Below are 24,737 nucleotides of genomic sequence, written 5' to 3' on the forward strand. Positions count from 1 at the left end.
GTCGACCCATGCTTCCAGCGTCGCGGACGGTCCGCGTGGCCCTCGTCGCCCTCCTCGTCGTCCTCGCCGGCTGTGGCGGTGCCGGACCGGTCGACGACTCCGACGACGGGACGTCGGAACCGACGACTGCGACCGACACGGCGGCGAGCGCCCCCACTGGAACACTCGAGGTCCACTTCGTCAACGTCGGCCAGTCGGTGAGCACGCTCGTCGTCGGGCCGACCGGCGAGACGATGCTGATCGACACCGGCCACTACAACGACGACGGCGCGTACGTGTTGGCGTATCTGGAGCGCCACGACATCCAGCGCATCGATCACCTCGTCGTCTCACACAACGACGCCGACCACATCGGCGGCAACGCGGCGATCATCGAGCACTTCGAGACGGAGGCCGACGGGATCGGCGCCGTCTACGATCCGGGTATCGCGGCGAGTACGCAGACCTACGGCCGCTACCTCGACGCCGTCGAGGCCCACGACGTGACGCTGTACGAGACCCGCGAGGGCGACGACATCGGGTTCGAGGGGGTCGACGTGGCGGTCCTCGGTCCGCCCGACCCCTACCTCGAAGACGAGGCCAGAAACGAGAACAGTGTCGTCCTGAAACTCACCCACGGCGAGACGAGTTTCCTCTTCACTGGCGACGCCGAGGACGACCAAGAGGCCTACCTCGCCGAGACGTACGGCGAGGGACTCCGGTCGACGGTGCTGAAGGCGGGTCACCACGGATCGTCGAGTTCCTCGACCGGGCCCTTCCTCGACGCGGTCCGGCCGGGGGCGGTCGTCGTCTCCAGCGCGTACGACTCCCGGTACGGTCACCCGACCGGCGAGACCCTCCGGCGCTTCGCCGATCGCTCGCTGCCGATCTACTGGACGGCGACCCACGGCGACGTCGTCCTCGTCAGCGACGGGCGGGGAGTGTCCGTCCGGACACAGGCCGCGGCACCGACGGCCCCGCTCGACCTCCGGGACGGTGACCCGATCGACCCCGGAAACCAGAGCCCCGTCGCCGATCGTACCCGCCTCGGTGGCGGGTCGAGCGCGGCCCTCACCCCGTCCGCCCCGACGGCGACCGACGGCGGCACCGACGTCCCGACCGGCGGTGAGTTGGCCCTCGCCGAGGTGCACCCCGACGCCGAGGGCGACGACCGCGAGAACCTCGACGACGAGTACGTCGTCTTCGAGAACGCCGGCGACGACTCACTCGACCTCACGGGCTGGACCGTCGAAGACGCGGCCGGCCGAACGTACGCGTTCCCCGACGGCTACACGCTCGGCCCCGGCGAGACGGTGACGCTGCGGACCGGCACGGGAACCGACGGCGGCGGCGACCTGTACTGGGGATCGGGGTCACCGGTCTGGAACAACGACGGCGACACGGTTATCGTGCACAACAGTAACGATGACACGGCCCTTCGGGAGACGTATGACTGATATCGAGGCGTTGGCCGACGGCCGGTACACCGCAGTTGTCGACTCCGTCGAGGACGGGTTCGCGACGGTCTTCTTCGAACGGGACGGCGAGGAGGCCGGCAACGCGATACTGGACACCGAGGCCCTGCCCGAGGACGCCCGACGCAACGACGCGGTCCTGCGGGTCACGGTCGTCGACGGGGAACTGACCGAGACGGAGTACGACGCCGACCGGACCGACGACCGGGCAACGCGAGCACAGGACCGGTTCGACCGCCTCTCCGAGCGCCCGCCGGACGAGGAGTCGTAGGCGGGGGTCGCCGACGCCGTCCGGAGCTATTTGTACGCGCCGACCGAGGGTGACCCATGCACTCGGAGGCGGTCCGGCCGTGAAGTTCACCGGTATCGACCACTTCGTCCTCACCGTCGAGGACGTCGAGACGACCTGTGTGTTCTACGAGTCACTGGGGGGTGAGGTGGTGACCTTCGGCGACGACCGGAGGGCCGTCCGCTTCGGCGACCAGAAGATCAACCTTCATCCCATCGACAACGACGTGCCACACGTCGCGGGCGACCCGACGCCCGGCGGCGGCGACTTCTGCCTGCTCACCGAGACGCCCATCGAGGAGGTCGAGCGGCGACTCCGCGAGCAGGGGATCGAGGTCGTCACCGGCCCGGTCGAGCGGACAGGTGCCGTCGGGCCGATGACGTCCGTCTACGTCCGGGACCCGGACGGCAATTTAGTCGAGATAGCACGCTACGACCGGGAGTGATCGGCCGTCGCAACGATTATTAATACAGATGACACTCGTGTGACGTGCCATGTTGACAATCACCGCCCAAGTTCGGTCCCGTCGATGACCGAACACGACGGCCCGCCGTACGGGATCGAGTCGTTTCTCGCCAGGGCCGACGGCGTCGCCGCCGAAGACCTCCCGGACGAGACGAGGGGGCGCCTCGACGGGGCGCTCCGCGGCCTCAACCCCGGGCTCTACGGTAACGACGGGGGATCGGACCCGCCTGACGACGAACCGATAGAACTCAGGTTCCCCCGTCATCTCGACAGTCTCGCCGACCCGGATAACGACCAGTTCCCCCTCGACGGGACGTACGAACTCGTCAGCACTGTGGAACTCTCGCCGTCGGCCGCCCCGGACAAGTGGAACGATATCGTCATCGGCTCCGTCGCCGAACCCTTCACGGGCACGTTCGACGGAGGCAACAACGAGATCCGGGACCACACGATAGACATCGACGGCGGCCGGAACGTCGGACTGTTCGGCGTCGTCGGCGAGGACGCCCGTATCGAGAACCTCGGCGTCTCCGGCGCCGACGTCACCGGCGAATCCGGCGTGGGACTGCTCGCCGGCCGGAACCGTGGCACCATCACCGGGTCGTACGCTACCGGGACCGTGAGGGGACCGAACGATATGGGCGCCATTGCCGGCCTGAACGAGGGGTCGATATCGAACTGCGCCGTGAACGGCCAAATCTTCCCCGCCGACGGGCAATCGTCCTCCAGTGACAGACGAAACGTCGGCGGCATCGCCGGCCGCAACACCGACAGCATCGCGCTGACGTACACGAGGTTCAACGCCGCTGGCGGACGAAACGTCGGGGGTATCGCCGGAAAAAACGAGGGTTCGGTGACTGCCTCGTACGCCCTCGATAGGGTGAGCGGGGATACGAACCTCGGGGGACTCGTCGGCTACAACGCGGCGAGTGGCCGGGTCGAAACCGCGTACTGGGACGAAGGGTACATCGGTACCCGACTCTCCGTCGGCATCGGCAAAAACGACGGAGTCAAGTCGGACATCGACGGTCTCTCCCGCGAGCAGATGCGGGGCGACAGCGCCCGGAGTACGATGTCCGGACTCGACTTCGACGAGGACTGGGTGATCGGAGGCCCCGACTTCGGGAACCGGCCGCCGCTCCTGGCGGCGATACCCACCCAGACCCAGATCGAGCTCTGACGCGGGACTACTCCACCCGCGACTGCAGCGACCCGCCACCCGAGAAGTCCTCGTAGGCGACGTCCTCGAAGTCGACGACCACCTCTCGCTCGCCGCCCGTGGCGACGCTCACCTCGCGGCGTCGCTCGGTCCGCGACTCTCCGACGGAGACGGTAACGACGAGCGTGCCGGTCTGGTCGCTCCCGCCCCGGTTCGTCACCGTCACCCGCACTCGCAGGTGGCCGTCGTCGGCTTCGTCGACACCCTGATCGGCGACGGCCAGCGACGCTCCGGACCCCGCCGTGGCCGTCGGTTCGCCGGGCGTCGGCGGCGTCCGCGGACCGGTCGCCCGCGGCGGGTTCGACGAACACCCGGCCGCGAACACGAGGCCGACGAGGTGGAGGACGGCACGCCTGTCCATACGGGGGCCACCCCCGCGACGGACAAGAGCGTTGCCCTCGACGGCGGCGGGACTTTATTCTCCCCGACACAAGCCCGCCCGTGCTCAGGAAGGACCTGCTCCGGGTGTCGCGGGCCGGCGGGGGGTACCACCCGCAGTTCACGGAACGCGCCCACCGGCCGCTCGCGGCGCGCGTCCTCGGCACGTTCGCCGACGGCGTCGGCCGGCCGCGGGCGGCCCTCGACGACGCCCTCGACGAACTGGAGCCGGAGGCCGACGACTTCAAACTCGTCCGCGGGTTCGCGGCGCTGTGTGAACGCGACGCGACCTTCGAGACGCGAGCAGTGGTCCCGCCCGAACGGGCGCGCCGCGTCGTCTTCGAGGCCGCCGAGGCCGTCGGCGTCGTCACCGAGATGGACCGCGACCGGGCGCTCGCTCGGGCGGCCGACCGACTCGGTGTCGACGCCGAGTCGGTCGAGTCGTCGCTGTACGCCGACCGCGACGCCCGGCAGGTACTCGTCGACTTCGACCCGCGGTGGACGCCCGAGACACTCCTCGAACAGTACGATCTCTCGCTCGCCCAGACGGCGCTGTTCGACGCCATCGAGGTCCGAGTCCGGAGCGACGATCCGCGGGCGGTGATCTCGGCGGTCAAGCGCCTTGGCCTCATGTACGAGGTGCGCCGAACCGACGCGGGCCGGGAGGTGGTCGTCACGGGGCCGGACCACCTCTTCGGGCGGAGCCGCCGGTACGGGACGGCCTTCGCCCGCCTGTTGCGCTCGCTCGCCAAGACCGCCGAGTGGCGACTCGACGCGACGATCGACGACCGGGGTACCGAGCGCGACCTCTCGCTCGACGACGGGGACGTGAGCGTCCCGGGCGTCGATCCGCTGACCGAACCGACCTACGACAGCGGCGTCGAGGCCGACTTCGCCGCCCGCTTCTCGGCGCTCGATCTGGACTGGGACCTGGTTCGCGAACCCGAACCGCTGGCCGCCGGCTCTCGGGTGATGATCCCCGACTTCGCCTTCGACTACCGCTTCACCGACTTCCGCGTGTTCTTCGAGATCATGGGCTTCTGGACCCCGGAGTACGTCGAGAAGAAACTCGGCCAACTCGCCGACCTCGAGGACGTCGAGATGCTCGTCGCCGTCGACGAGAGCCTCGGCGTGGGGGAGGCGATCGAGGCCCGGGACCACCGGGCTATCCCCTACACCGGATCGGTTCGCGTCAAGAGCGTGGTCGACGCCCTCCGGCGCTACGAGGAGCGACTGGTCGCCGAGACGCGGGCAGGGCTGCCCGACGAACTCCGTCCCGAGGCCGACGCTGTCTCGCTCTCGACGGTCGCCGAGGAACACGGCGTGAGCGAGGACGCCCTCGACGACGTGGTCTTCCCCGACCACGAGCGCGTTGGTGGGTGGCTGCTCCGCCCCGCGCTCCTGTCGGCGCTCGCCGACGACCTGGCCCCCGGCATGTCCCTTGACGCGGCCGAGGAGCGTCTGGCCGACTGTGGCGTCACCGAGACGAGTGCGGTGCTGTCCCGCCTCGGCTACGAAGTGGTCTGGGACGGGTTGAGCGGCGGGACGCTCCGCGAGAAGAGCGAATAAATTGTATGTCGCGATACGAAATCGGCAGCGACTGCGGCGGGCGCGGCGTGGAGCGCTCGCCGCGGTATACACACTGGAGGACTGCCGACGATTCGGGACCCACCGGGTGACGAACGCCGCGTTCGCGCTTCTACGGGACTCTTTTCCCAAATAAAGAGGGTGTCATAGAACAGTTCGCATACCAAAGAGCAGGGTGAACGCTGAGGTGGAATGAGTTCAGCGACCCTGCAAGATGATCCTTCGGTAGAATCGTTCTTCAATGCCGTGGAAACGGAGACGTTGGCGTTGTTCGAGCACCTCTCCTTCGAGTTTCTTGAAGGGTTCGACGTGTTCGCCCCGGCGGAGACGGGGCGAACACGAGATCTTGAGCCGCCCGAGATGATGCGTGGCTTTCTCCATTGCTATTACAAGAACATCTACGGTATCCGTCCGGTTGCACGAGAACTGAACAACACCGTTGTCTGGCTCAGCTGTAGCTTCGATCGACCGCCGTCGAGAGACGCGGTCGATCGATTCCTCACTGATCTTGAGCACGTTGTTGACCGGGTCTTCGACCATCTCGTCGAGCAGGCCGCCTTGCGGGGCCTGCTCGACTTGACGTATTCTATCGATTCAACCGACGTGAGAGCGATGCCCGCCGATCCAGACGCATCGAAGTGCTATGATCCAACCGATGACGAGTACTACTACGGCTACGGCTGCACGATCGTCTCAACCGGGCAAAAGATCCCGATTGCAGCCGAGTTCACCGAGAGCAAACAAGCACCAGAAGAGACGGCGATGCGCGTCACGCGTGACGCGCTCGCCGTCGGGAAACCGATGTGGATGCTTGGAGACAGTGCCTACGACACGCTCGACTGGCACGACCACCTGCTGGCCGCAGGGGTCGTGCCAGTCGCTCCGTACAATCCACGAAACACCGACGACCCGAAAGATATCGAGTACAGGGTAGAAGACCGCATTGAAAAACACAGCAACGACGTTCAGCTGAAGCAATCAACGCTAGACGAGACGTACAACCGCCGGAGTGGCGTCGAACGAACCAACGAATCAGTCAAGGGCTGCGGCCTCGGGCGAACGCACGCCCGAGGCCGCGTCCATGCACGAGCGCAGGTGTTCCTCGCGTTGTGTCTGCGCCTCGTCGTCGCAATCACCAACTACGAACGCGGAGACAATCCGGGAAGCACAATCATCACGGTGTGAGAAGAGTTCTATGACACCCTCTCTCACACACGTACTGTCGTCGAACGATCGACGACGACACCACCTCTCCCCTCGCGTTACAGAACGCTCCGGAGGATATGGCGGGCGACCCCGCGTTCGAAAAGTACGGTCTGGGATGTTACATGGGTGTTCGAATCGACGTGAACGACGAACTGTACGGGACCCTGTGTTTTGCGGACAGAGACCCGCGACGATCCGAGTTCTCTGGGGCGGAAGAGGCTCTTATCGAAATCATGGCGCAGTGGCTGCGCCAACAACTCGAACAGCGTGAGTACCGGCATGAACTGGGGGCCACCCGAAACCGATTAGCGCGAACACTCGAACGGGTGGACGACGCGTTCTTCGCCGTCGATACCGGCTGGCGTGTCACCTACGCCAACGACGTCGGAACGGATATTCTCCGCCAAGCGATGGAGCTGGGCGACGACGCAGAGGTCGAGGGTCGACACCTCTGGGAGAACGTCCCGAGGCCGTCGAGACGACGTTTTATACCCAATATCACCACGCGATGGAGACACAGGAGTCGGTCTCCTTCGAAGCGCAGTTCGACCCGATAGATGTCTGGTTCGAGGTTCGGGCGTATCCGGACGAAGAAGGGCTGTCGGTGTATTTCACCGACATCACCGAACGGAAGCAGCGGGAGCAAGACCCCGAACGGTTCCAGAACCTGCTCAACCAGACTGAACGCGTCGCCGAGGTGGGCGGGTGGGAGATCGACGCCGAGACGGAGAGTGTATTCTGGACGGAGTATCTGTTCGATCTTTTGGGTGTCGAGTACGACAGGGAACCGCCGCTTGACGAGGCACTCGACGTCTACCACGAGGAAGACAGGCCGATCGTAGAGCAGGCCGTCGACGAAGCGATCGAGTCCGTGGAACCGTTCGACGTGGAACTGCGATACTGGAAAACGGACACGGAACTTCGCTGGCTCCGTGTACAGGGGATGCCAATCACGGACGAAGCGGGTGGTGTCGTGACGATCCGGGGATCCGCCCAAGACATAACCGAGCGCAAGGATCGCGAACAGACACCGAACGCGCTCCTTTCTGCATTCCAATCGTTCATCGAAGCCGCAAGTGAAGACGAACTCCTCACAGTGATCCTCGAGGAACTGGAGAGCGTCTTCGGGTACGAGATCACGTCGATCCGCCTCCACGACGCTGGAACGGGAACACTACCTCCGATGAGGTACTCCCGGAAAGCACAGGAAAAGATCCCCGATCCTCCGTCATTCGACGACGACGGAAACATCGTCGGACGGTGTTTCAGTCACAGGACCCGACCATAATCGACGGGATAGTCGACACGACAGGTGTCGATTATGGACCTGTCGAATCCGAGATGCTCCTCCCGTCGGGGGAGCACGGTGTGCTTGGTATCGGCTCGATGGAACCGGACGCGTTCGGGACGGAGGACGCCGCCATCGTCGAACTGTTTGCTCTGACGGCAACGAGCGCCCTCGACCGCCTCGAACGGGAAACGGAGATGCGGCAACTCCAGCGGATTCTGGACCATCTCGACGAGAAGGTGTTCCTGCTCGACGACGAGGACGAACTGTCGTTCGTCACCCAACCGCTGGCGTCGTATCCCGGACGGGAGTCGGAACAACTCGTCGGAACGCACCTCACAGATCTCGTCCCTCCAAGTGAGGTCTCTTCGTGTGAAGCCGCACTTCGGAATGTGTCCACAGTACTGCCCGGAGAACAACTGTCGGTGGAAACCGAGGTCGATGTCGAGGATGGAACTCGACACGTCGAGTTCGAGTTCTCGACGACAACCGACGGGGAAAGAGCAACTATCGCCGCCGTCCTGCACGACATTAGCGAACTCACCGAGACCCGTTCGGATCTCGAAGCCGAACGTGACCGTTTCAAAGCGATCGCAGACACGTCGTTCGACCTGCTTTTCGGTTCGACGGCGGGGCCGGTTCACGTACATCTCGTCGGCGCACGAACGGATTGTGGGCTACGCTCCCGAGGAGATGCTCGGGATGGCATCGTGCGGGAGGACGGTTCGGACGGTCACGGCACTATCGTGTGACGCTCATCCGCCGGCGCGCATCGCCTTCCGGGCGAACCGCTCGATGAGTGCGTCGAGGGCGGACGAAGATCCGGCGCATCGAGATGGATCGGTCCTACCACTGTTCGACCAAGGTCGATCGCAGTCCGTCGTTCATCGAGGAGTTGATCGAACTGGGGACGAGGCGGGCGGCCGAGTTCCGAACCGAGCGCGGGTGGTGAGCGGTCCGCTCCGTCGGCTCAGCGCGCGGCGTCCCGAGACGCCGCTTCGACGACCTTGCTCAGCGTCGGGTGTGCGTGGATCGTTTCGCCGACGTCGTCGACGGTGAGACCGTGGCGCATCGCGAGGACCGCTTCGTGGATCAGCGTCGACGCTTCGTAGCCGATGGCGTGGGCACCCAAGAGTTCGCCGTCCGGCGCGGCGAGCATCTTCACGAACCCCTCGTCGAGTTTCTTCGCCCGTCCCATCGCCGAGTCGGCGTAGTCCGCGCGCCCCACGACGTACTCTCGGTCGTCGAGGGCCGCCTCAGTCGCGCCGACGCCCGCGATCCCCGGTTCGGTAAAGATGGCGTGGGGCATCGCCGAGAGGTCGACCGCGCGACGCCCCCCGTCGACGACGTTTTCGACCGTCACCTCGGTCTCGTAGTCCCCCGAGTGTTTGAACATCGCGTTACCCGCCACGTCGCCCTGTGCCCAGACGCGGTCGGCGGTCGTCTCGAGGAACTCGTTCGTCTCGACGAATCCGCGGTCGTCGGTTTCGATCCCGGCAGCGTCGAGGTTCAGCGGGTCGGTGTTCGGTCGGCGACCGAGCGCGACGAGCACCTCGCTCCCCTCGACGGCCAATTCGTCGCCGGCTCCGGTCTCGGCGTGGACGGCGTAGCCGTCTCCCGACTCCTCGACGGCCGTGACGCGGTGGCCGGTGTACACGTCGTGGCGAGTGGATGCGCGCTCCGTGAACAGTTCCGCCACGTCGCGATCCTCCCGGTGAACCAGCCGGTCGTTCATCTCGACGATGGTCACGTCGGTGCCCATCGTCTCGAAGGCGTACCCCAGCTCGACGGCGATGTAACCACCCCCCACGACGACGAGGCTGTCCGGGAGGTCGCGGCGGTAGAGCGCGTCCCGACTCGTGAGGTAGTCGATGCCGTCGAGACCGTCGATTGGCGGCGCGACCGGCCGACTCCCCGTCGCGATGACCACCTTCTCGGCGGTGACGGATTCGCCGCCGAGCCTCACCGTCCGGTCGTCGACGAACTCGGTGTACTCGTCGAACAGGGTCAGGTTGGATCGCTCGCGGTACCGCGCTTCCACGTCGGCGGCGATGCCACCCAACAGGTCGTCCATGTCGTCGACGACGGCCGCGTGATCCACGCCGTCGAGCGTCGCGTCGACGTGGAACCGCTCGGCGTCACGGACGTGGGCGACGGCGTTGGCGGCCTGTATCAACATCTTCGAGGGGTTACAGCCGCGGTTGAGACAGGTGCCACCGAGCGGCCCTGGTTCCACGAGAGCCGTCTCGAGTCCCGCCTCCGCTGCCGCCGAGGCGACGTTGTTTCCGGTTCCCCCGCCGACGACGAGTACGTCGAAGTCGCTCATGTGACTCGGAGTACGCCGGCTGGGACCAAATAAGCGTCAGCGGCTCCGCAACGGCGTTGCACGACCACCGAACGGGGCACGTCGCGTCCAGTCAGCGGTCGGGGAACGACTCCCAGAACACGTCCGGGAGTTCGTGGTCCGGGTTCTCGGCCATGTAGTCCTGTTTCGTCACGTTGGCTTCCTCGATGAGTGCGGCCGCTTCGCCGGCCCAGATGTAGAACCCGATCAGTGTCTCCCGGCGCATCCGCTCCAAATCGACCGAGTGATAGACGTTGACGACGCCGCCTTCCTCGCGGTTCAGTTCGGAGCGGCGAAGCAGGCCGATGTCGACGAGTTTGTTGAGGTACCGTGTCACCGTGCTCCGGTCGTAGCCGAGCGATTCGGCGACTTCGTTGGCCGAGAGCGGCCCCTCGCCGATGACGCACAGACAGATGTCGAGGCCGGCTTTGGGGAGACCGAACGCGTCGAGGAGGACTTGCCTGACGTCGGGCGGTTTGACGGTGATATCGCAGTCGGTCACGCGTTCCATCGACGCCCCGTGACAGGACATCGGCGGGTCGTCGCGACCGAGCGCGAGGACCACGTTGTCACAGTCGGGGCACTCGAAGACGTCGTACCTGCTGGACGCCGGATCGTACTGAACCGCCTCGGTCGCTTCGTTCGTGTCGTGTTCAGACATCGGTGACCACTCCCAGCATTCGTCCCGATAGACGACGGTCGAATCCATAAGTCTGCCCCGTGTGCTCAGCCACGATCGGTCGCCTCCGGATCGACGATGATCATCTCGTCGAGCGCGAGCGCGAGGAGTTCTTCGCCGGTTACGGTGATTCTAACCTGCCCGTCGGAGTCGACATCAGCCAGGTCACAGGCTTCCAATCCGTCCAGATGTTCTCGGAGCGTTCGCTCGTCGACGGCGAGTGCGTCCGTGAGCGTCCCGATGGACGTCCGCTCCCCGGTACTGGCGTCGCTCCGTCCCCCGAGTCGCTCCAACACGTCCCTGCGGGTCACCGACATCTTTCGTCCTGCTCGGTCGGCACTCGACGATGGAGCGTGGCGCGTGATTCGGGTCTCGCTCTCGTCGGAGGGACGGTACGACGTCGGCGGCGAGGATTCCATCCACCGTCATAGCATTCCCCCCGATATCGCGCAGGTGTGGTGTCCCACGTCGAGGCGCACCTGCCCCTGTCTGCGGTCGGCGCCGACCGATCCGCGTCCAACGCTGTTGGTCGAAGGGGGCGTGTCACGGGTGCTCTCCGAACGATATCGGCACCGCCGTCACATACGGCTTCGGCGGGCGTGCAATCGGATCACAACCGCTCTCCAGTGACCGTGGCTGGCGTCACGAAGACGGACGGTCTATCCGCGGCCGCCGGCGAGCTTCGCCGACTCGGGGAGGTTCCGGAGTCGCCGCATCGACAGCGTCCCGATGATCGGGCCGAGAGCCAGCGGTGCGAACGCCCATCGCCAGCCGACCAGGTCCACGACCATCGGGATCAGCTGGATCGATACGGTAGTCAGGAGGAACCCGATGGCCGTCTGGAGCGTCAGCGCCGTCCCGACGTAGGACCCCTCGGCGAGCTCCGACACGGCGGCCGAGAACTGTGCCGAGTCGGCGACGATGACGAATCCCCACACGAGGACGAAGGGGACGAGCAGGAGCAACGACGAGCCGAAGACGAACCCCGCGGCGATACACGCGGTGCCGCTGACGGCCATGCTCGCGCTCGTGATTCGTGTCCGTCCGAACCGGTCGGCTGCCGAGCCGGCGACGACGGCGCCGACTCCACCGACAGCGATGGTCCCGAAGGCCAGCAGCGAGGCGAGACTCGACGAGTCACTGCTCCCGCCGTTCGCCGCGATGCTCGCGATCAGGTAGGCGGGGATCCACGTCCAGACGGCGTAGAGCTCCCACATGTGGCCGAAGTATCCACCGTTGGCCAACATCGTTCCTCGATCCCGAAGGATGCGACCGATCGCGCCCGGATCGAACGGTGCCGCCGGTGCCTGGTGTGGCCCGGGCTCGACGAGGAGGACCAACAGCCCACCGAGAACGGACAGGCCCGCGGCGCCGTACAGCACGACCCGTGGCTGTCCGACGCCGCCGACGGCTCGGAGCAGGTGCGGAAGCGACGAGCCGACGGTCAGCGCGCCGACCAACGTGCCGATCGCGAACCCGCGTCCCTCCTCGAACCAGCCGGCGAGGATCTTCATACCCGTCGGGTAGACGCCGGCCAAGGCGACGCCCGTCAGAAACCGGAGGGCGATGGCTGGCACGGCCGACGTGACGACTCCAGCGATACCGGCCGTGAACGCCGCGCCGAGGACGGCCGATCCGGCGAACAGATAGCGGGGCCGGATCACGTCCGAGAGCGTGAGGGCCGAGGAGAGGAGCGCGCCGACGACGAAGCCCAACTGCACCGCGATGGTCAACCACGCCGTCTCGCCGTCACTGAGCCCCCACTCGGCCGCCAACTCCGGAGCCGCGGCCGTCGCGCTGAACCAGAGGGACATGGCGAGGAGTTCGGCAGTGGCGATCACCAACAGCACCCGGCGTTTTCGAGACACCATAGTCGGTGACGAACAGTAACTACCCGAGCTATCAAAAGCGTCGGCTAACCCGCGGGTAACCTCCTGTCGTCGGTGGTGATGCCGTGGGAGGGGACGGGTGGCTGCCCCCGGGACCACCCAATTCACCGGGCGAGTCCGCTCGCACCCCTCGGGAGACACCGATACGACCGGTGAATCGTCGTGGTCGGGGTCCGTGATGTCATAACGGCCACTCGTGGAAGGTGACTCAACCGGACGACACCTACGTCCGCACGTCGTGTTCGACACCCCACTCGTGGATGCGGTCGACGACGGGAGCGAAGTCACGCCCACGGTCCGTCAACGCGTACTCGACGCGAACCGGCTTGTCGTTCACGATGCGGCGTTCGACGAGTCCGTGTTCCGTCTCGAGCCGTTCGAGGCTATCCGACAGGACCTTCGACGATATTCGATCGATATCCCCCTCGAGTTCGCCGAATCCCATCCCGCCCTCCGTCAGCAACTCGTGGAGGATGACCAGGTGCCACTTGCGCCCGAGGACGTCCGCCATGGAGACGAGCGTCTCCCGTGACTGACGCGGTGTGACGACCGGCGTCGAGTTCGTGTCACTGCGTTCCGAGTGTGTACTCATGAGTCTCCGTGTCGGTGACGGGTGTTCGGCCGGGAGATTCGGTCGCTAGTACACCAACTGTCGTTCACGGGTGTACGATCCCATTCGATGGTTTTTATCATTCTGAGGGCGTGCCGGGCGACGCCGGAAGCGAGTAACATATTTATATCGGCGGCTCCGTCGGAATCCCCCGAATCCGACGGAGCTAGCGTACAAGACACCCCGGAAAGTACAGTAAAGCGTGGATGGGACGTTGTGCGACGGTCCATTCGGAACGTCCTCTCGGCGGCCGTCGGTCCCGGAGTGATGGCACCGACGATCGTCGTCGACGACGAGTGTGCGTACGTTCTCCGTACTACCGGTTTCGGGCATCCGTGTCGTCGGTCTAGCGACGAGTTGTGCCGAACCCGCACAACTGATTCCTTCTCTGCTCACGCCGTCTGCACGCTCAGAGAGCAGCGATAAACTCGCTACTCGAGCGTTCGCTACCGATAGTATATTCATCCGGACACCTTCGAACGACGATGTCCGACTCCCCGAAACACGAGTGCAGCCCTCCCCGTCGTGTAGGCAGCAGGTGGCGCTTCGCCGACGGAGGTGGGTGTCGTGAGTGAGACGTATCCACGATGACTCGTCGCCGTCGCAGTTTCCGGGTTACTGCTCGTCACGCCTCTCCTGTTGTGCATGAGAGTGCGTCGCCGGCGTCTAACCGGACGCGAAGCGAGCCTCTGGAGTCTGCGGTGACAGACGTCGACGACGTCTCTTGGCGGTCGAGTTCGAACGTTGGCTTTACACCGGCCCCACAGAGACGGGTCGGATAATGGGGTTGGTCGCGACGCTTGGCACACTCGTTCCTGACGCCGTGGCCGTCGGCGTCCTCGTGGGGCTCACGTGGACGGCGTTCCAGTCGCGGGAACAGCCGAGTGCCGACCCGTTCATCGCGCTCCTCGCTACTCTCACGCTGTGGGCGGTATTCGCACTCGGGTCGAACCTCCCGGTGGTAGGGTCCGGAACCTCGTTGTCCGCGGTGCTGGTGTTGGGTCAGTTCGGGACGGCCCTCGTTATCCCAGGTATCTGGACGGTGTACGCACTCAGCTACACTGGACGGGGAACCGGGCTGACGTGGCGGCGAACCGCGCTGCTGGCTGGCATCGCGTCCCCGGTAGTCGTTGTCGGCGTCGTTATCGCGCTTGGTCCGCCCGAATCAGTCGTGGAGTACGTCGCCGCGTCGATGCTCGGGACCGAACTGCTGTACCTGCTGGCGTTGTTCCTGTACGCGACGTATCTCTTGGCGGACCTCAGCGGCAGCCACGCCCGCGTTTCCAACACCCAAATAGCGATACTGACGGTGGGCGTCGGAGCGCCCTACCTCGTCGGTCTCGTGGGAAACAACACGGGTCTCGCGAACGGCGCGGCGTTCGGGCTCGTTCTATCCGGCAGCTTCCTCGGTATCTCCATGCGGAAGTATCCCGTGATGACTGGCTTTCCGAAGGCGGATTACGTCGCTCGAACCCGCGTCGTCGAGACGCTACAGGAAGCTGTCGTGGTACTCGACTGGGACGACCACATTCTCGACCTCAACGAGGCGACCGTAGCGCTGTTCGACCGCTCCGCAGCGGAGATGGTCGGGGAACCAGTCCGGTCGGTTATCGACGGATTCGACCGGACCGACCTCCCCGTCGGTGACACTGGCACGGTGACGCTCCAGACGACGAAGGGGCGCCGTCAGTTCCAGTTCAGCGTCTCCGCCGTCGACGATGATGACGAACCGGTGGCCAGAACGGTACTCTTCCGGGACGTGACTGCGCGCCAGACTCGGGAGCAGCGGCTTGCAGTCCTCAACCGGGTGCTCCGCCACAACGTGCGAAACGACTTGGACGTGGTTCTCGCATACGCCGACGGGATAGCCGACGACGAACTCAGGACGGGGATCAGGGACAAGGCGACCGACCTGCTCGAACTCAGCAACAAAGCCAGAGACGCCGAAGACGTCATGACTGCGAGTACCGACTCACCCGCCCCGGTAAACGTCGCAGACGTCGCGGCGTCCGTAGTCGACCAGTTCCGAACCGAGGAGTACACTGGAGACGTAACGCTCGAGTGCCCCGACGAAGTCCTGATTTCGTCGCACCGAACCGTCCTCGAATACGTCCTCACCGAACTGGTCGAAAACGCCTTTGTGCATTCGGATGGGGCTGCGCCGCAAATCGACGTCCGTGTCCGCTCGGGGACGGACGCAGCGGCGGAACTCGTCGTGGCAGACGATGGTCCGGGACTCCCGAAACGAGAGCAAGAAATTCTCGCCGCCGGGACCGAAACACAGCTCAAACACGGGCAGGGAATCGGGCTGTGGTTCGTCAACTGGGCTGTCAATCAGCTCGGTGGCGACCTCGAGTTCCAACAGAACGACCCCGAAGGCAGTGTCGTCACTATTCGCCTTTACCGGGCAGACACGTAGCGATCACGAACCGATCGGTGCGGTTCGCGCGATGGCGACCGCTACGCCGAGGAAAAAAGGCGACGGCTGCAAAGCCCGGAAGGGCCGTCGAAGCGGGTCTGTCTCTGTCGGAACGCATCCCACTCGCGGACGATCCCGAGATCGATGGCGATATCAGCACGACTGCCAACGAAACCGGGAGTGGACCACAGCGACGACCCGTATTGGAGTGTCGTGCCGGCCGACCGGAACGCGAGTACGAGCTCCGTTCCCAATAGTGTCGATACCGACAGCTCCGATCGTGATCGGAACGATCGTCGTCGATGCGATTCAAGCGAATTGAACTGTGGGTTCGAGTACCGGTTCACGAAACGATCGCTTGGACGTAGACGTGTGCATAAGCGCTTGCCCACACGATGGACAGTAATTCACCGACACTCGACGTGATCACATGCACGACGGGATTCGACGGAGCCAAGCTCGGTCCCATCTCGGGCAGATAGAAACTGAGTGCACTTCCGATAGCGATCAAGACGACGAGCAGGAACTTTCTCCGATAGTTCGTCGTGATGTGCCAGCTAACCCGAAGTGATTCGATCGGCCCGTACTGGCCGATGACACACGCCTCGGGCGCAAACCAGAACTCGAACAGGAGCAGGAGAAAGGGGACGGCAAAGACGACACCACCGACCGCCGCCGCGGCGGGAAGGCCGACCATCTCCACTGGAGTGCCTGGGATAGCACCGATCAGAACGAAGAGTGGGAGCGTCAGCAAAAACGGGATCGCAATCACCGAAAAGACGACGAGAAGGATGACGCCGACCAACGCTGGCGTTCGGGCGAGGCTTCGATGTAGTCCCTCGCGTACGGTAACGGGGTCGCCGGTCAGTTCCCCGGCGACGATCGTTCCCACGTAGGCGCGAATCGAGACGACGCACGCGAACGCCGTCACGGCCTCGAGGACGCCGACTGCAGGCGTCGGAAGCACGGTGATGCTACCCGTTTCGAGGAGCCGGTTTACGAGGATAATCACGCCCCGAAAACGACGATCGACGGGGAGGACCGAAACAGGCGAACGGACCAGACGAGTGCGTCGAGGACGGTTCGATCGGTGGTGGTCGTCTCGATGTTTCGGCATTCGAGACAGCCACACCCCTCGATATCGTCCCGAGCTTTGATCGTCGGTGCCAGGTCACACCTGATCGTGTCGTCGATGGAGGACGTACTTCGGACCGGTGAATCGGTGTGTTCGCTCATTCGGTAGTAACGAATCGAGAGATGGATTCGCCGGCTGCAAGCAGGATCGATAGGGGGCCGAGTAACGAGGCGAAAGATTTGAACGCACGTTTGAGACTCGGCCGGTCGTCCTCGGCGCCGAGAAAGAGTAGTGTCGGGTCTTCCGAGACGACGTACACACTCATCTCACGGCCATTTTCCGAGTAGCAGGTGTCCGTGACTTCGATCACGCCGGCGGATTCGAGGTTCGTCAGGTGGTAGTGAACGTTCTGAACGCTCTGGTCGAACTGCTCGGCGATCCGTGCCGGTGTCGCTGGCGTCTCGTTGAGCAGCCTGAAGATTTCGTAGGCAGTCTCGGAGGACAACGCTTCGATCACGTCTCGTGTCGCCTCCTCGTCGAGACTCAGGACGGCAGGGTTATCGCTCCGTTCGACGGCTGCATCCGTTTCGGAAGGAGTCGTGACATGGGTGCTGTTGAATGCTGTGGGCTGAATCGTTGCGATCCGTTCCGGTTAGTGGCCGTTCGAAACCATCGCACGTAGTTGTTGGTGCACAGTCATGCTGACGCCGTGGAGGGAGGGGGCTCGGCGATCAATCGCAGGTAGTACGCTGTGTACACTGTATAGAAGTACGCGAAGCCAACTGCGGACAGGCCGATCCCGATCGGGAGCAGAACAGCGGTCGGAATACCGAGGTTGACCGGTAGTACGTCAGCAGCTCGGGCGTCAGCCACCGTCAACTGGAGCAGATACTCGGGGATGAGGAAGGCGTTCAACAGGAAGATCCACACGATGGAGAATCCGGCGACGCTTTTGAGATTCGAGCGGACGAGCGCGACACTCCTCCGGAAAGAACCGGTCACGCTCCGGTCTTCGATGACGATCGCAGCATCGTAAAACTGCACGAACATAACGACGGCGAGGATGGACGACAGCCAGACGAGCAGAGACCCGACGCCTGCGGCGAAGGCGGCCATCTCGTGAATCGCACCGAGTGCCATCGATCCGATACCGAAGATGAACCCGACGAGTCCGAGTCCGATAGCAGTTCCGAGGACGAGCAGCACGAACAACACGGTTCCGAGGAGAAGCCGAAGGCAACAGGTCCGTGCTGACGTGAAAAATTGGTCGAACGATGCGTCTTTCCCTTCGATCGCAGCTCGAGCGATGCCGATGAAGCCGCCGAGAACGAATGGGAAGACGATCAGCCACGCGAGCGAGACACCTGCTGAAAGCAGCGGTGAGTCGATCAGGTGTTCGACGTATTGCAGTTGACTTCCGCCCCCGACGAGGAGGCCGGCGAGGAGCAGGACCGGATTCGCTTGGAGGGCAACAGATCCATCTTTGAATGCGGAGACCGTAACCATCGTAGCGACGACGTGACGTCGTCGCGTATTAGGTCGAACGTAGTATCAAAACGAGATTTGAACGTTTCGAGCGGTCGTGGCCGTACTTGTAGACGTCGTTGGTGAGAAGCGACTCGACGAGGGCCCCTGCCGGAAGCAGATCGCTGCGAGGACGGCAAACGCGCTCCCGACTGTGAGGACTCGACGCCGGGAGGACGAGAAGATCGGTTCTCGGGGGAACACGCCCAGGCTATCGCGGGTGATGTCGAAGCCGCGCCGATACTTCGAACCCATGCTACGTCACCACTTACGGTGGCGTTGCAACGACGAAGCCGATCTCGTCCGTGGAGACACCGATCGACAGCGCGTTCTCCGGATCGGTTCGCTCCCACCGGTACGTGTTCTCCAGCCCAGTATCCGTCCGGACCGTCACGTCGAGTGGTTCGTTGGCAGCCAGCCCCGTGTATCCGTGGTCACCGTTCGCCGATATCGGTGTCGTGTCGTCGACGACGACCTCACTGTCCGTAGCGGTGCGAATCACCGTCGTAACAGCCAATTCGGTCTCCGTTTGATTGTTCACGATCAGATGTGGCGCGTCTTTTCGAGTGGTATGTGCTACGGCACTACCGATCGCCCCGATCGCAACTACACCCGTGAGTAGCGTCACGGCGTTCCGTCGTGTGGTGGAGGGCATACAGGTCCCGCTTCGGCTGATGTACCTATAAAAACTTGGAATAGTGAAAACGCGTTCGAACCGCCGGGGTCTCTCTGGTAGGAGACGTCCGCTCGGGGCACTAAAATCGGCGTTTGAGCCTACGCCATCCTTTCGTCGTTTGCGAGTAACGTTCAGGTATGCCCTCCCCGCGAGGTACGGATGACCTCCCGTCTCACAACCGATCACAGGAGCCAGAACGTGTCGTTGCCGGCGTCGCGGACCGGAGCGAGGACATCCTGATTCGGAATTACGATCATCGGAGTGGATACGACCTCCATCTGACCGCCGTCACGCACCCGGATAGCACGACGTTTCAGAAGCGATACTACCACCCACCAGGAGCGGTCGTCAGCGAATGTGATCTGCTACCGAGTTCCGACTGTGAGATCACTGTTGTCCTCGACGGCGTGCAGGAAGCATCTAAACACTGCCGGATTGATTCGTCCCCAGATCACACGGCCGTTATCGAGATAGGTAATGGAACTCTCAGTCTGACTGAGGGCCTCTATGCCTGACCGATGTGCCGAAACTATCGCCTGCCGATCATCGAGATCGGGGCTCGACCGACGAGATCAGTCGACAGTGACGAGATTGCACGGTGACTCGACGAGCCAGATATGAGCCAGCCATCTCCTGAGGATGGGAACGATGCGGATAGCGAAGAAAGCGAAATCGACGAAAGACTGGATCGGATCCTTGACTTCCTCGCGACGTATCTGCCGTGAGTTATCACTATCTCAAATACCACTACTGACGCAGAGCTTCTCGGTCTGAAGTTCGCTGTTCCTGTTTATGTGTCGTTCGCCCTCTACGAAGGTATCATCGGATCAATCGCGGACACGGCGGACATTCCTCCGAGCCACGCTCGCCACCGCAATAACCGGCATAGCCGGGTGTAGTGGGTCCAGCAAGAGGCGGACATATCTCCAGCCGAAACGGCTAATCGATGGTCGACTCCACAGGAGGGGTAACGGTCCATGCGAATCGAACACGCTCCTATCGAGGGCCGAGAACGACCTCGGGGGCGGAGATAGTGAGGCCGAGTAGACCGATCAGCCAGAGGATCGCGGCGACACGCAGTCCGCCAGCGATCCGTCGGCGGTCGGTCGGAAGGGATTCGGCGAATCCGGACAGCGCGAACCCGACCGCCATGATGAGCGAACTAAGGGCGGATCCGTCGCGTAGAATGCCGTAGTAGAGGTAGATGCTCGACATAACGACTGCACCGGCGAACATGACGAACGCAGTACGTCTTCCGGATGGTTCACTACAGACGACGGCTTCGATTTTGGAGGGCACGCGACGGTCTACTCTCGCGACGATGTAAATAGGTGGAGCAAACTGGAGCGCAGCCGTAGCCACGGACACGTACGTCTCGAATGGGGCGTAGACGTATGATACGTCGGATCCGAGCCGAGACGAACGGGAACCGATGTCGGTAGTCAGAAGATCTGACGAAGCCCCAATCGTCCGGAAGTACGGTCGAGAGCGACTCTGAGTAGCGTCTCACCGAGTGTGATCACTAGCGTGACGCCCAAGAGAAGGGGCCAGACGGTCAGATACGACGAGAGGGGATGGAGGTGTGCTCCGTACAGCCACTGATACACCGTGTTCCCCAGGATTCCGAACGTCACGAGCGGTGGGGTGACAAGTGAGAAGCGCGCGAGTAGATACAGTGGCACAGCGGCCGTCAGAAACGTTCCGAGCCACGCGTATCCCAACGCGACAACCGCCACGAGTCCACGCCCTGAGATGGACACACCCGAGGAGAATAGCCACGATAGTGCTACGACCGAGTACACGATGCCGCCGCCGATCACGACGGTGGCTCTCGTTCGGCGAGCCGCGAGTTCGGAGTGGAGGGCCATAGGACGTGTATTCGATCAGTACATGGATAGTTGATGGGGTCAGGCCAGGGGCACGGATTTCGCTGGTGACGCCTCCTACCCGCGGAGCACCTCGACGGGGTTGGCTGTCGACGCCTTCCAGGCGGGGTAAACGCCGCTGAGCGTACTCGCGAGCACCGCGAATCCGAACCCGAGCGCGAGAAACTCGAGGTTCCGGGGTTGGAAGACGAGCATTGGCTGGCCGTTGAGCAGGCCGTTGACCGCGTAGCCGATCAGAACGGAGAGGACGACGCCGACGAGACCACCGACCACGCCCAGGAGCGTCGCCTCGGCGACGATCATCCGCATCACCTCGCGCCGGCGGATGCCCACCGCCCGGAACACACCGATCTCGGCCTGTCGTTCGACGACGCTCATCAGCATCACGTTCAGGATGCTGACGCCGGCGACGACCAACGAGATGGAGCCGACACCGAGGAGTGCGGCGTTCAGCGTGGCGAAGAAGCCGCTGACGCTCTCTTGGACGTCGGCGGGCGTGAACGTATCGACCACCTCCTCGCGCTGGTTCACCTCCGCCGGAATCTCCGCGGCGAGTCGCTGGGCTTCCTCGCCGTCCGCGGCGACGACCGTCACCTGATCGTAGCCGTTCTGATCGATGTCGTCGAGTGGGACGACCACCGAGACGCCCTGACCGAAGCCGCCGGGTTCGTCGAGGATGGCGATGATCCGGTAGGACCGTCCGCCGATGGAGACGGTCTGACCGAGTTCAACGCCGAGTTCGTCGGCGAGTTCGGCGTTGAGTAGCGCCCCGCTCCGCATCGGCGTCGGGACAGTTCCCTCGGCCGCGTCGTAGAGGGCGGCGGGCCGGGAGACGGCCTCAACGCTCACCTGTCGTCGCTCCGAGCGCGAGGCCACCTCCATCGTCTCCGAGCGCTGGGGGGCGACCACCGCGCCGGTCGCCACTCGCTCGATGGAGGCGACCTGTGTGTCGGTGATGACACCGTCGTCGTTCTCCTCGCCGGGAAAGACCGTCACCGTGTTCGAGAGGCCGCCGAGCTCTTGGGTGGCGCCGTACTGGAGCGCCGTCCCCGTGATGCCGATGGCCGCGATGGCGACGACACCGATGACGATGCCGAGGGTCGCCAGTCCGGTGCGGAGCGTGTTCCGCCGGAGGTTGAGCCACGCCATCCGGAGCGCCGGGAACTCGAGGGGATCGATCATCGGACCACCCCGTCGACCAGTTCGACCGTCCGGTCGGTGAACTCCGTGACCAGTTCGTCGTGGGTGACCGCCACCACGCCAACCTCCTCGTCGGTGCTGATTCGCTCGAACTCCTCCAGAATCTGCCGCCCGGTGTCGCGGTCGAGGTTGCCCGTCGGCTCGTCGGCCAGCAGGAGGCGGGGCTCGTTCACCAGCGCACGGGCGATGGCGACCCGCTGGCGCTGGCCGCCCGAGAGCTGGTCGGGGCGGTGGTCGAGTCGGTCGCCGAGGCCGACCCGTTCGAGGAGGTCACGCGCCCGCGGTCGCTGGTCGCCGTCGACGAACATCGTGGGCACGAGGACGTTCTCGACAGCGGTCAGCATCGGGACGAGGTGAAAGGACTGGAAGACGAAGCCGATGGTGCGCCGACGGGCCATCGTGCGCGACTCGTCGTCGTAGCCGGTCACGTCGTCGCCGTCGAGGCGGACCGTCCCCGCGGTGGGCACGTCGAGGAGGCCGAGCACGTTGAGGAGCGTGCTCTTGCCGGAGCCGCTGGGGCCGATGACGGCGACCATCTCGCCGGGGCCGACCGCGAAGTCGACGTCCGCGAGCGCGGCGATGGTCTCGCCGCCGCTCCGATACTCTCTGGTCACGCCGTCGAGTTCGGCGACCGGGGCGGCCGCTCGTTCCGGCGGGGCGGCCCCGGTATCGGGGGTGCGTTCGGTCATCGCTCGTCGTCGCCGCGACGCCGCCACCAGTAGATCACGCCGCCGCCTACGGCGAGGACGGCGGCGAGCCGAACCAGTAGGCCGATCACGTCGATCCGGCCGACGCCGAAGAAGCCGCCACCGCCGGGTGGACCCTCGGGCTCCTGTCCTCCCGCCTGCGGGCCGGCGGGAGCGCTACTGGCCCCGTCGAGGGCGACCTCGACGACCCGGGAGTACTGCTGACCGTCGGCGATGTAACTGATGCGGACGGGCACCGTGTCCGTCCGGTTGCCGGCTAAGCGTGCGGTCAGCTCGAAGGACGTGAACTCGCCGGCCGGGACGTTGCCGACGAAGTAATCCTTCGCCGGCGAGACCGGCGTCACCCGGTCGGTCCCGACGACGCCCACGACGGCGCCGGTCACGGGTGTTTCACCGGTGTTCGAGGCACTCCCTGCGAGCCTGACCGACCCACCGGTCGGGATCACCTCGATCCCGGTCAGCGCGATTCGCCCGTCGGTCGTCGGCGCGAAGTCGACGGTTGTCGCCGTCTCGTGGGTGTCGCCGTTGGCCTCGTACACTGCCCGGAGGGTGACCTCCCCGGCCGGGAGGCTGGATTCGCTCACCGAGACCTCCCGCGTGGATTCGATACCCACGTCGTCGACGAGTTTGCGTGCGACCGTCTCTCCGTCCGACTCGGCACGCAACCGGACCGTCTCCAACGGGACGTTCCCGAAGTTGGTGAGCGACGCATCGATGCGGGCCGTGCCGTTCTCGCGGACCGTCTCCGCGTCGAGTTCCGCGTCGACCCGCGGGGGATCGACGACGAACGTCCGTGTCGCGGCCGTCGACGCTCGGTCTCCGTCGGGATCGCTGTACTCGAGGGTCGCGGTGAGCGGGTGCCGACCGGGGCTGTCGAAGGTCACGTCGTACTGGACGACACGCTCGCGGCCGTTCGACAGCGAGGCACTCACCCTGTCGGCGTCCTCGACGGTCGCGTTCTCCCCGGCAAGCGTCAACTGGAGATTGGAGACGTTCGTGGCTGCGCCGTTGGCCACGGTGACGTTCACTTGACTCTCGGTCGAGGGATCTGTCGGCGTCTCCAGCGACAACTGCACGTCGCTGTCGCGCTCGTTGACCGTCACCGACACCGGGTACTGGATGTTGAACACGCTACCGTCGACACCCACGCCGTAGACGTGGACCGCGAGTTGCTTGCGTCCGGGCGACTCGAACGTGGTCGTCAAGGGCAACTCGATAGATCCGCCGGTGCCGATCGTTCCCGGGTCGCTCGCCGTGGCGAGGGTTCGGGTACCTTGCCGGAGCGACACCTGGGTGATCTCGGCGGACGTGGTGGCACTCTGGAAGTTACGGATCGTCGTCCTGATCGTCACGTCCTCGCCGACGCGTGGCGTCTCCGGATCGACGGTCGCGGACTGTATCGCCACTTGGCTATCGGCCGTCACGACGCCGACGCCGAGCGTGGCCGCGCTCGTCGCCAGCGCAGCCACCAGCACGAGAGCAGGAAGTGGGGACCGGTCAACCATGGCGTCGCCACCGGGCGTATCGGTGAGGGATCGAAGGGCGTGACTGGCGCGTGAGGGGGTTGGGGACCATCACCGGAGGCTGTGTCCCGAGCGAACTTATACCGTGGGGTGGCGGCGATCCGACGTGACGCGCCCGTGAGACTTGAGTATCCGATCCACATACATCTTCACCATGCCCTCCAACCGATTCGACCGTTCCCAAAGTATCGGACACTGATGAGACGCCGTGACCTCCTCGCAGCAGTCGTGTGTGGAACCGGAGTGCTATCCGGGTGTTCGACGGATCCCGAACCGAATCGAGAGCCGAGTCCGACATCGAGGCCGACGGTGCCGCCGG

The 24,737-nt window shown here is 64.5% G+C and carries 27 protein-coding genes; 11 read left to right on the forward strand and 16 right to left on the reverse strand.

The window, feature by feature from the left end:
* Positions 1-8: 8 nt before the first annotated feature.
* From NBT81_RS07530 to NBT81_RS07545, 4 genes are all read left to right on the forward strand, one after another.
* Positions 9-1,436, forward strand: a complete 1,428-nt coding sequence (locus tag NBT81_RS07530) for a lamin tail domain-containing protein (RefSeq protein ID WP_338742216.1) — start codon at positions 9-11, stop codon at positions 1,434-1,436.
* Positions 1,429-1,725 (forward strand): DUF3006 family protein, encoded by a 297-nt coding sequence (locus NBT81_RS07535; protein ID WP_338742218.1) that lies wholly within the window; start codon positions 1,429-1,431, stop codon positions 1,723-1,725. Before NBT81_RS07530 ends, NBT81_RS07535 begins: the two co-directional genes overlap by 8 nt.
* A gap of 79 nt (positions 1,726-1,804) precedes the next feature.
* Complete coding sequence (locus NBT81_RS07540; protein ID WP_338742220.1) at positions 1,805-2,188, forward strand: VOC family protein; 384 nt, start codon at positions 1,805-1,807, stop codon at positions 2,186-2,188.
* Between the two features lie 84 nt (positions 2,189-2,272).
* Positions 2,273-3,388, forward strand: coding sequence for a GLUG motif-containing protein (locus tag NBT81_RS07545; protein ID WP_338742222.1), 1,116 nt, complete (start codon positions 2,273-2,275; stop codon positions 3,386-3,388).
* A 7-nt stretch (positions 3,389-3,395) separates the two neighbouring features.
* On the opposite strand, the gene NBT81_RS07550 is transcribed toward NBT81_RS07545, so the two are convergent.
* Positions 3,396-3,788 (reverse strand): hypothetical protein, encoded by a 393-nt coding sequence (locus NBT81_RS07550; RefSeq protein WP_338742223.1) that lies wholly within the window; start codon positions 3,786-3,788, stop codon positions 3,396-3,398.
* Positions 3,789-3,868: 80 nt separating this feature from the next.
* Here NBT81_RS07550 and NBT81_RS07555 point away from each other — a divergent pair, with 80 nt between their 5' ends.
* The 6 genes from NBT81_RS07555 to NBT81_RS07580 all read left to right on the forward strand — a co-directional run bounded on the left by NBT81_RS07555 (position 3,869) and on the right by NBT81_RS07580 (position 8,838).
* Positions 3,869-5,374 (forward strand): DUF790 family protein, encoded by a 1,506-nt coding sequence (locus NBT81_RS07555; RefSeq protein ID WP_338742224.1) that lies wholly within the window; start codon positions 3,869-3,871, stop codon positions 5,372-5,374.
* Between the two features lie 210 nt (positions 5,375-5,584).
* Positions 5,585-6,577, forward strand: coding sequence for a transposase (locus NBT81_RS07560; RefSeq protein ID WP_338738304.1), 993 nt, complete (start codon positions 5,585-5,587; stop codon positions 6,575-6,577).
* A gap of 47 nt (positions 6,578-6,624) precedes the next feature.
* Positions 6,625-7,155, forward strand: coding sequence for a GAF domain-containing protein (locus tag NBT81_RS07565; protein WP_338742526.1), 531 nt, complete (start codon positions 6,625-6,627; stop codon positions 7,153-7,155).
* Entirely contained in the window at positions 7,107-7,886 is a 780-nt protein-coding gene (locus NBT81_RS07570; protein WP_338742226.1) for a PAS domain-containing protein, read from the forward strand. Before NBT81_RS07565 ends, NBT81_RS07570 begins: the two co-directional genes overlap by 49 nt.
* 53 nt (positions 7,887-7,939) lie before the next feature.
* Positions 7,940-8,638, forward strand: coding sequence for a PAS domain-containing protein (locus NBT81_RS07575; protein WP_338742227.1), 699 nt, complete (start codon positions 7,940-7,942; stop codon positions 8,636-8,638).
* Positions 8,639-8,685: 47 nt separating this feature from the next.
* The gene (locus tag NBT81_RS07580) at positions 8,686-8,838 is read left to right on the forward strand and encodes a hypothetical protein (RefSeq protein ID WP_338742228.1); all 153 of its coding nucleotides are present in this window, start codon (positions 8,686-8,688) and stop codon (positions 8,836-8,838) included.
* An 18-nt stretch (positions 8,839-8,856) separates the two neighbouring features.
* On the opposite strand, the gene NBT81_RS07585 is transcribed toward NBT81_RS07580, so the two are convergent.
* The 5 genes from NBT81_RS07585 to NBT81_RS07605 form a co-directional block, all read right to left on the reverse strand.
* The gene (locus NBT81_RS07585; RefSeq protein ID WP_338742230.1) at positions 8,857-10,212 is read right to left on the reverse strand and encodes a dihydrolipoyl dehydrogenase; all 1,356 of its coding nucleotides are present in this window, start codon (positions 10,210-10,212) and stop codon (positions 8,857-8,859) included.
* A gap of 91 nt (positions 10,213-10,303) precedes the next feature.
* Entirely contained in the window at positions 10,304-10,891 is a 588-nt protein-coding gene (locus tag NBT81_RS07590) for a helix-turn-helix domain-containing protein (RefSeq protein WP_425498777.1), read from the reverse strand.
* 65 nt (positions 10,892-10,956) lie between these two features.
* The gene (locus NBT81_RS07595; RefSeq protein ID WP_338742233.1) at positions 10,957-11,226 is read right to left on the reverse strand and encodes a hypothetical protein; all 270 of its coding nucleotides are present in this window, start codon (positions 11,224-11,226) and stop codon (positions 10,957-10,959) included.
* 342 nt (positions 11,227-11,568) lie between these two features.
* Entirely contained in the window at positions 11,569-12,780 is a 1,212-nt protein-coding gene (locus tag NBT81_RS07600) for an MFS transporter (RefSeq protein WP_338742235.1), read from the reverse strand.
* 241 nt (positions 12,781-13,021) lie between these two features.
* Positions 13,022-13,390, reverse strand: a complete 369-nt coding sequence (locus NBT81_RS07605) for a helix-turn-helix domain-containing protein (RefSeq protein WP_338742237.1) — start codon at positions 13,388-13,390, stop codon at positions 13,022-13,024.
* A 799-nt stretch (positions 13,391-14,189) separates the two neighbouring features.
* On the opposite strand from NBT81_RS07605, the gene NBT81_RS07610 reads away from it, so the two are divergent.
* Positions 14,190-15,827: an ATP-binding protein gene (locus NBT81_RS07610; RefSeq protein WP_338742238.1), complete on the forward strand. Its 1,638-nt coding sequence runs from the start codon at positions 14,190-14,192 to the stop codon at positions 15,825-15,827.
* Positions 15,828-16,170: 343 nt separating this feature from the next.
* Here NBT81_RS07610 and NBT81_RS07615 read toward each other — a convergent pair whose 3' ends face one another.
* From NBT81_RS07615 to NBT81_RS07660, 10 genes are all read right to left on the reverse strand, one after another.
* Positions 16,171-16,839 carry a hypothetical protein gene (locus NBT81_RS07615; RefSeq protein ID WP_338742239.1) on the reverse strand — a complete coding sequence of 223 codons (669 nt, stop codon included), beginning with the start codon at positions 16,837-16,839 and terminating at the stop codon, positions 16,171-16,173.
* The gene (locus NBT81_RS07620; RefSeq protein ID WP_338742240.1) at positions 16,836-17,063 is read right to left on the reverse strand and encodes a hypothetical protein; all 228 of its coding nucleotides are present in this window, start codon (positions 17,061-17,063) and stop codon (positions 16,836-16,838) included. The genes NBT81_RS07615 and NBT81_RS07620 overlap by 4 nt, the downstream gene beginning before the upstream one ends.
* Positions 17,060-17,449, reverse strand: a complete 390-nt coding sequence (locus tag NBT81_RS07625; protein WP_425498778.1) for an ArsR/SmtB family transcription factor — start codon at positions 17,447-17,449, stop codon at positions 17,060-17,062. The genes NBT81_RS07620 and NBT81_RS07625 overlap by 4 nt, the downstream gene beginning before the upstream one ends.
* 149 nt (positions 17,450-17,598) lie before the next feature.
* Complete coding sequence (locus NBT81_RS07630; protein ID WP_338742243.1) at positions 17,599-18,408, reverse strand: hypothetical protein; 810 nt, start codon at positions 18,406-18,408, stop codon at positions 17,599-17,601.
* 286 nt (positions 18,409-18,694) lie between these two features.
* Entirely contained in the window at positions 18,695-18,928 is a 234-nt protein-coding gene (locus NBT81_RS07635) for a hypothetical protein (protein WP_338742245.1), read from the reverse strand.
* 1,170 nt (positions 18,929-20,098) lie between these two features.
* Positions 20,099-20,401 (reverse strand): hypothetical protein, encoded by a 303-nt coding sequence (locus tag NBT81_RS07640; RefSeq protein ID WP_338742246.1) that lies wholly within the window; start codon positions 20,399-20,401, stop codon positions 20,099-20,101.
* A gap of 143 nt (positions 20,402-20,544) precedes the next feature.
* Positions 20,545-20,970 carry a hypothetical protein gene (locus NBT81_RS07645; protein WP_338742247.1) on the reverse strand — a complete coding sequence of 142 codons (426 nt, stop codon included), beginning with the start codon at positions 20,968-20,970 and terminating at the stop codon, positions 20,545-20,547.
* Positions 20,971-21,045: 75 nt separating this feature from the next.
* Entirely contained in the window at positions 21,046-22,170 is a 1,125-nt protein-coding gene (locus NBT81_RS07650; protein WP_338742249.1) for an ABC transporter permease, read from the reverse strand.
* Positions 22,167-22,877: an ABC transporter ATP-binding protein gene (locus NBT81_RS07655; RefSeq protein WP_338742251.1), complete on the reverse strand. Its 711-nt coding sequence runs from the start codon at positions 22,875-22,877 to the stop codon at positions 22,167-22,169. The genes NBT81_RS07650 and NBT81_RS07655 overlap by 4 nt, the downstream gene beginning before the upstream one ends.
* Positions 22,874-24,400: a hypothetical protein gene (locus NBT81_RS07660; RefSeq protein WP_338742253.1), complete on the reverse strand. Its 1,527-nt coding sequence runs from the start codon at positions 24,398-24,400 to the stop codon at positions 22,874-22,876. The genes NBT81_RS07655 and NBT81_RS07660 overlap by 4 nt, the downstream gene beginning before the upstream one ends.
* Between the last annotated feature and the right edge of the window lie 337 nt (positions 24,401-24,737).

Origin of the sequence: Haloplanus sp. CK5-1 (genome assembly GCF_037201915.1) — an archaeon.
GTDB classification, from domain to species: domain Archaea; phylum Halobacteriota; class Halobacteria; order Halobacteriales; family Haloferacaceae; genus Haloplanus; species Haloplanus salilacus.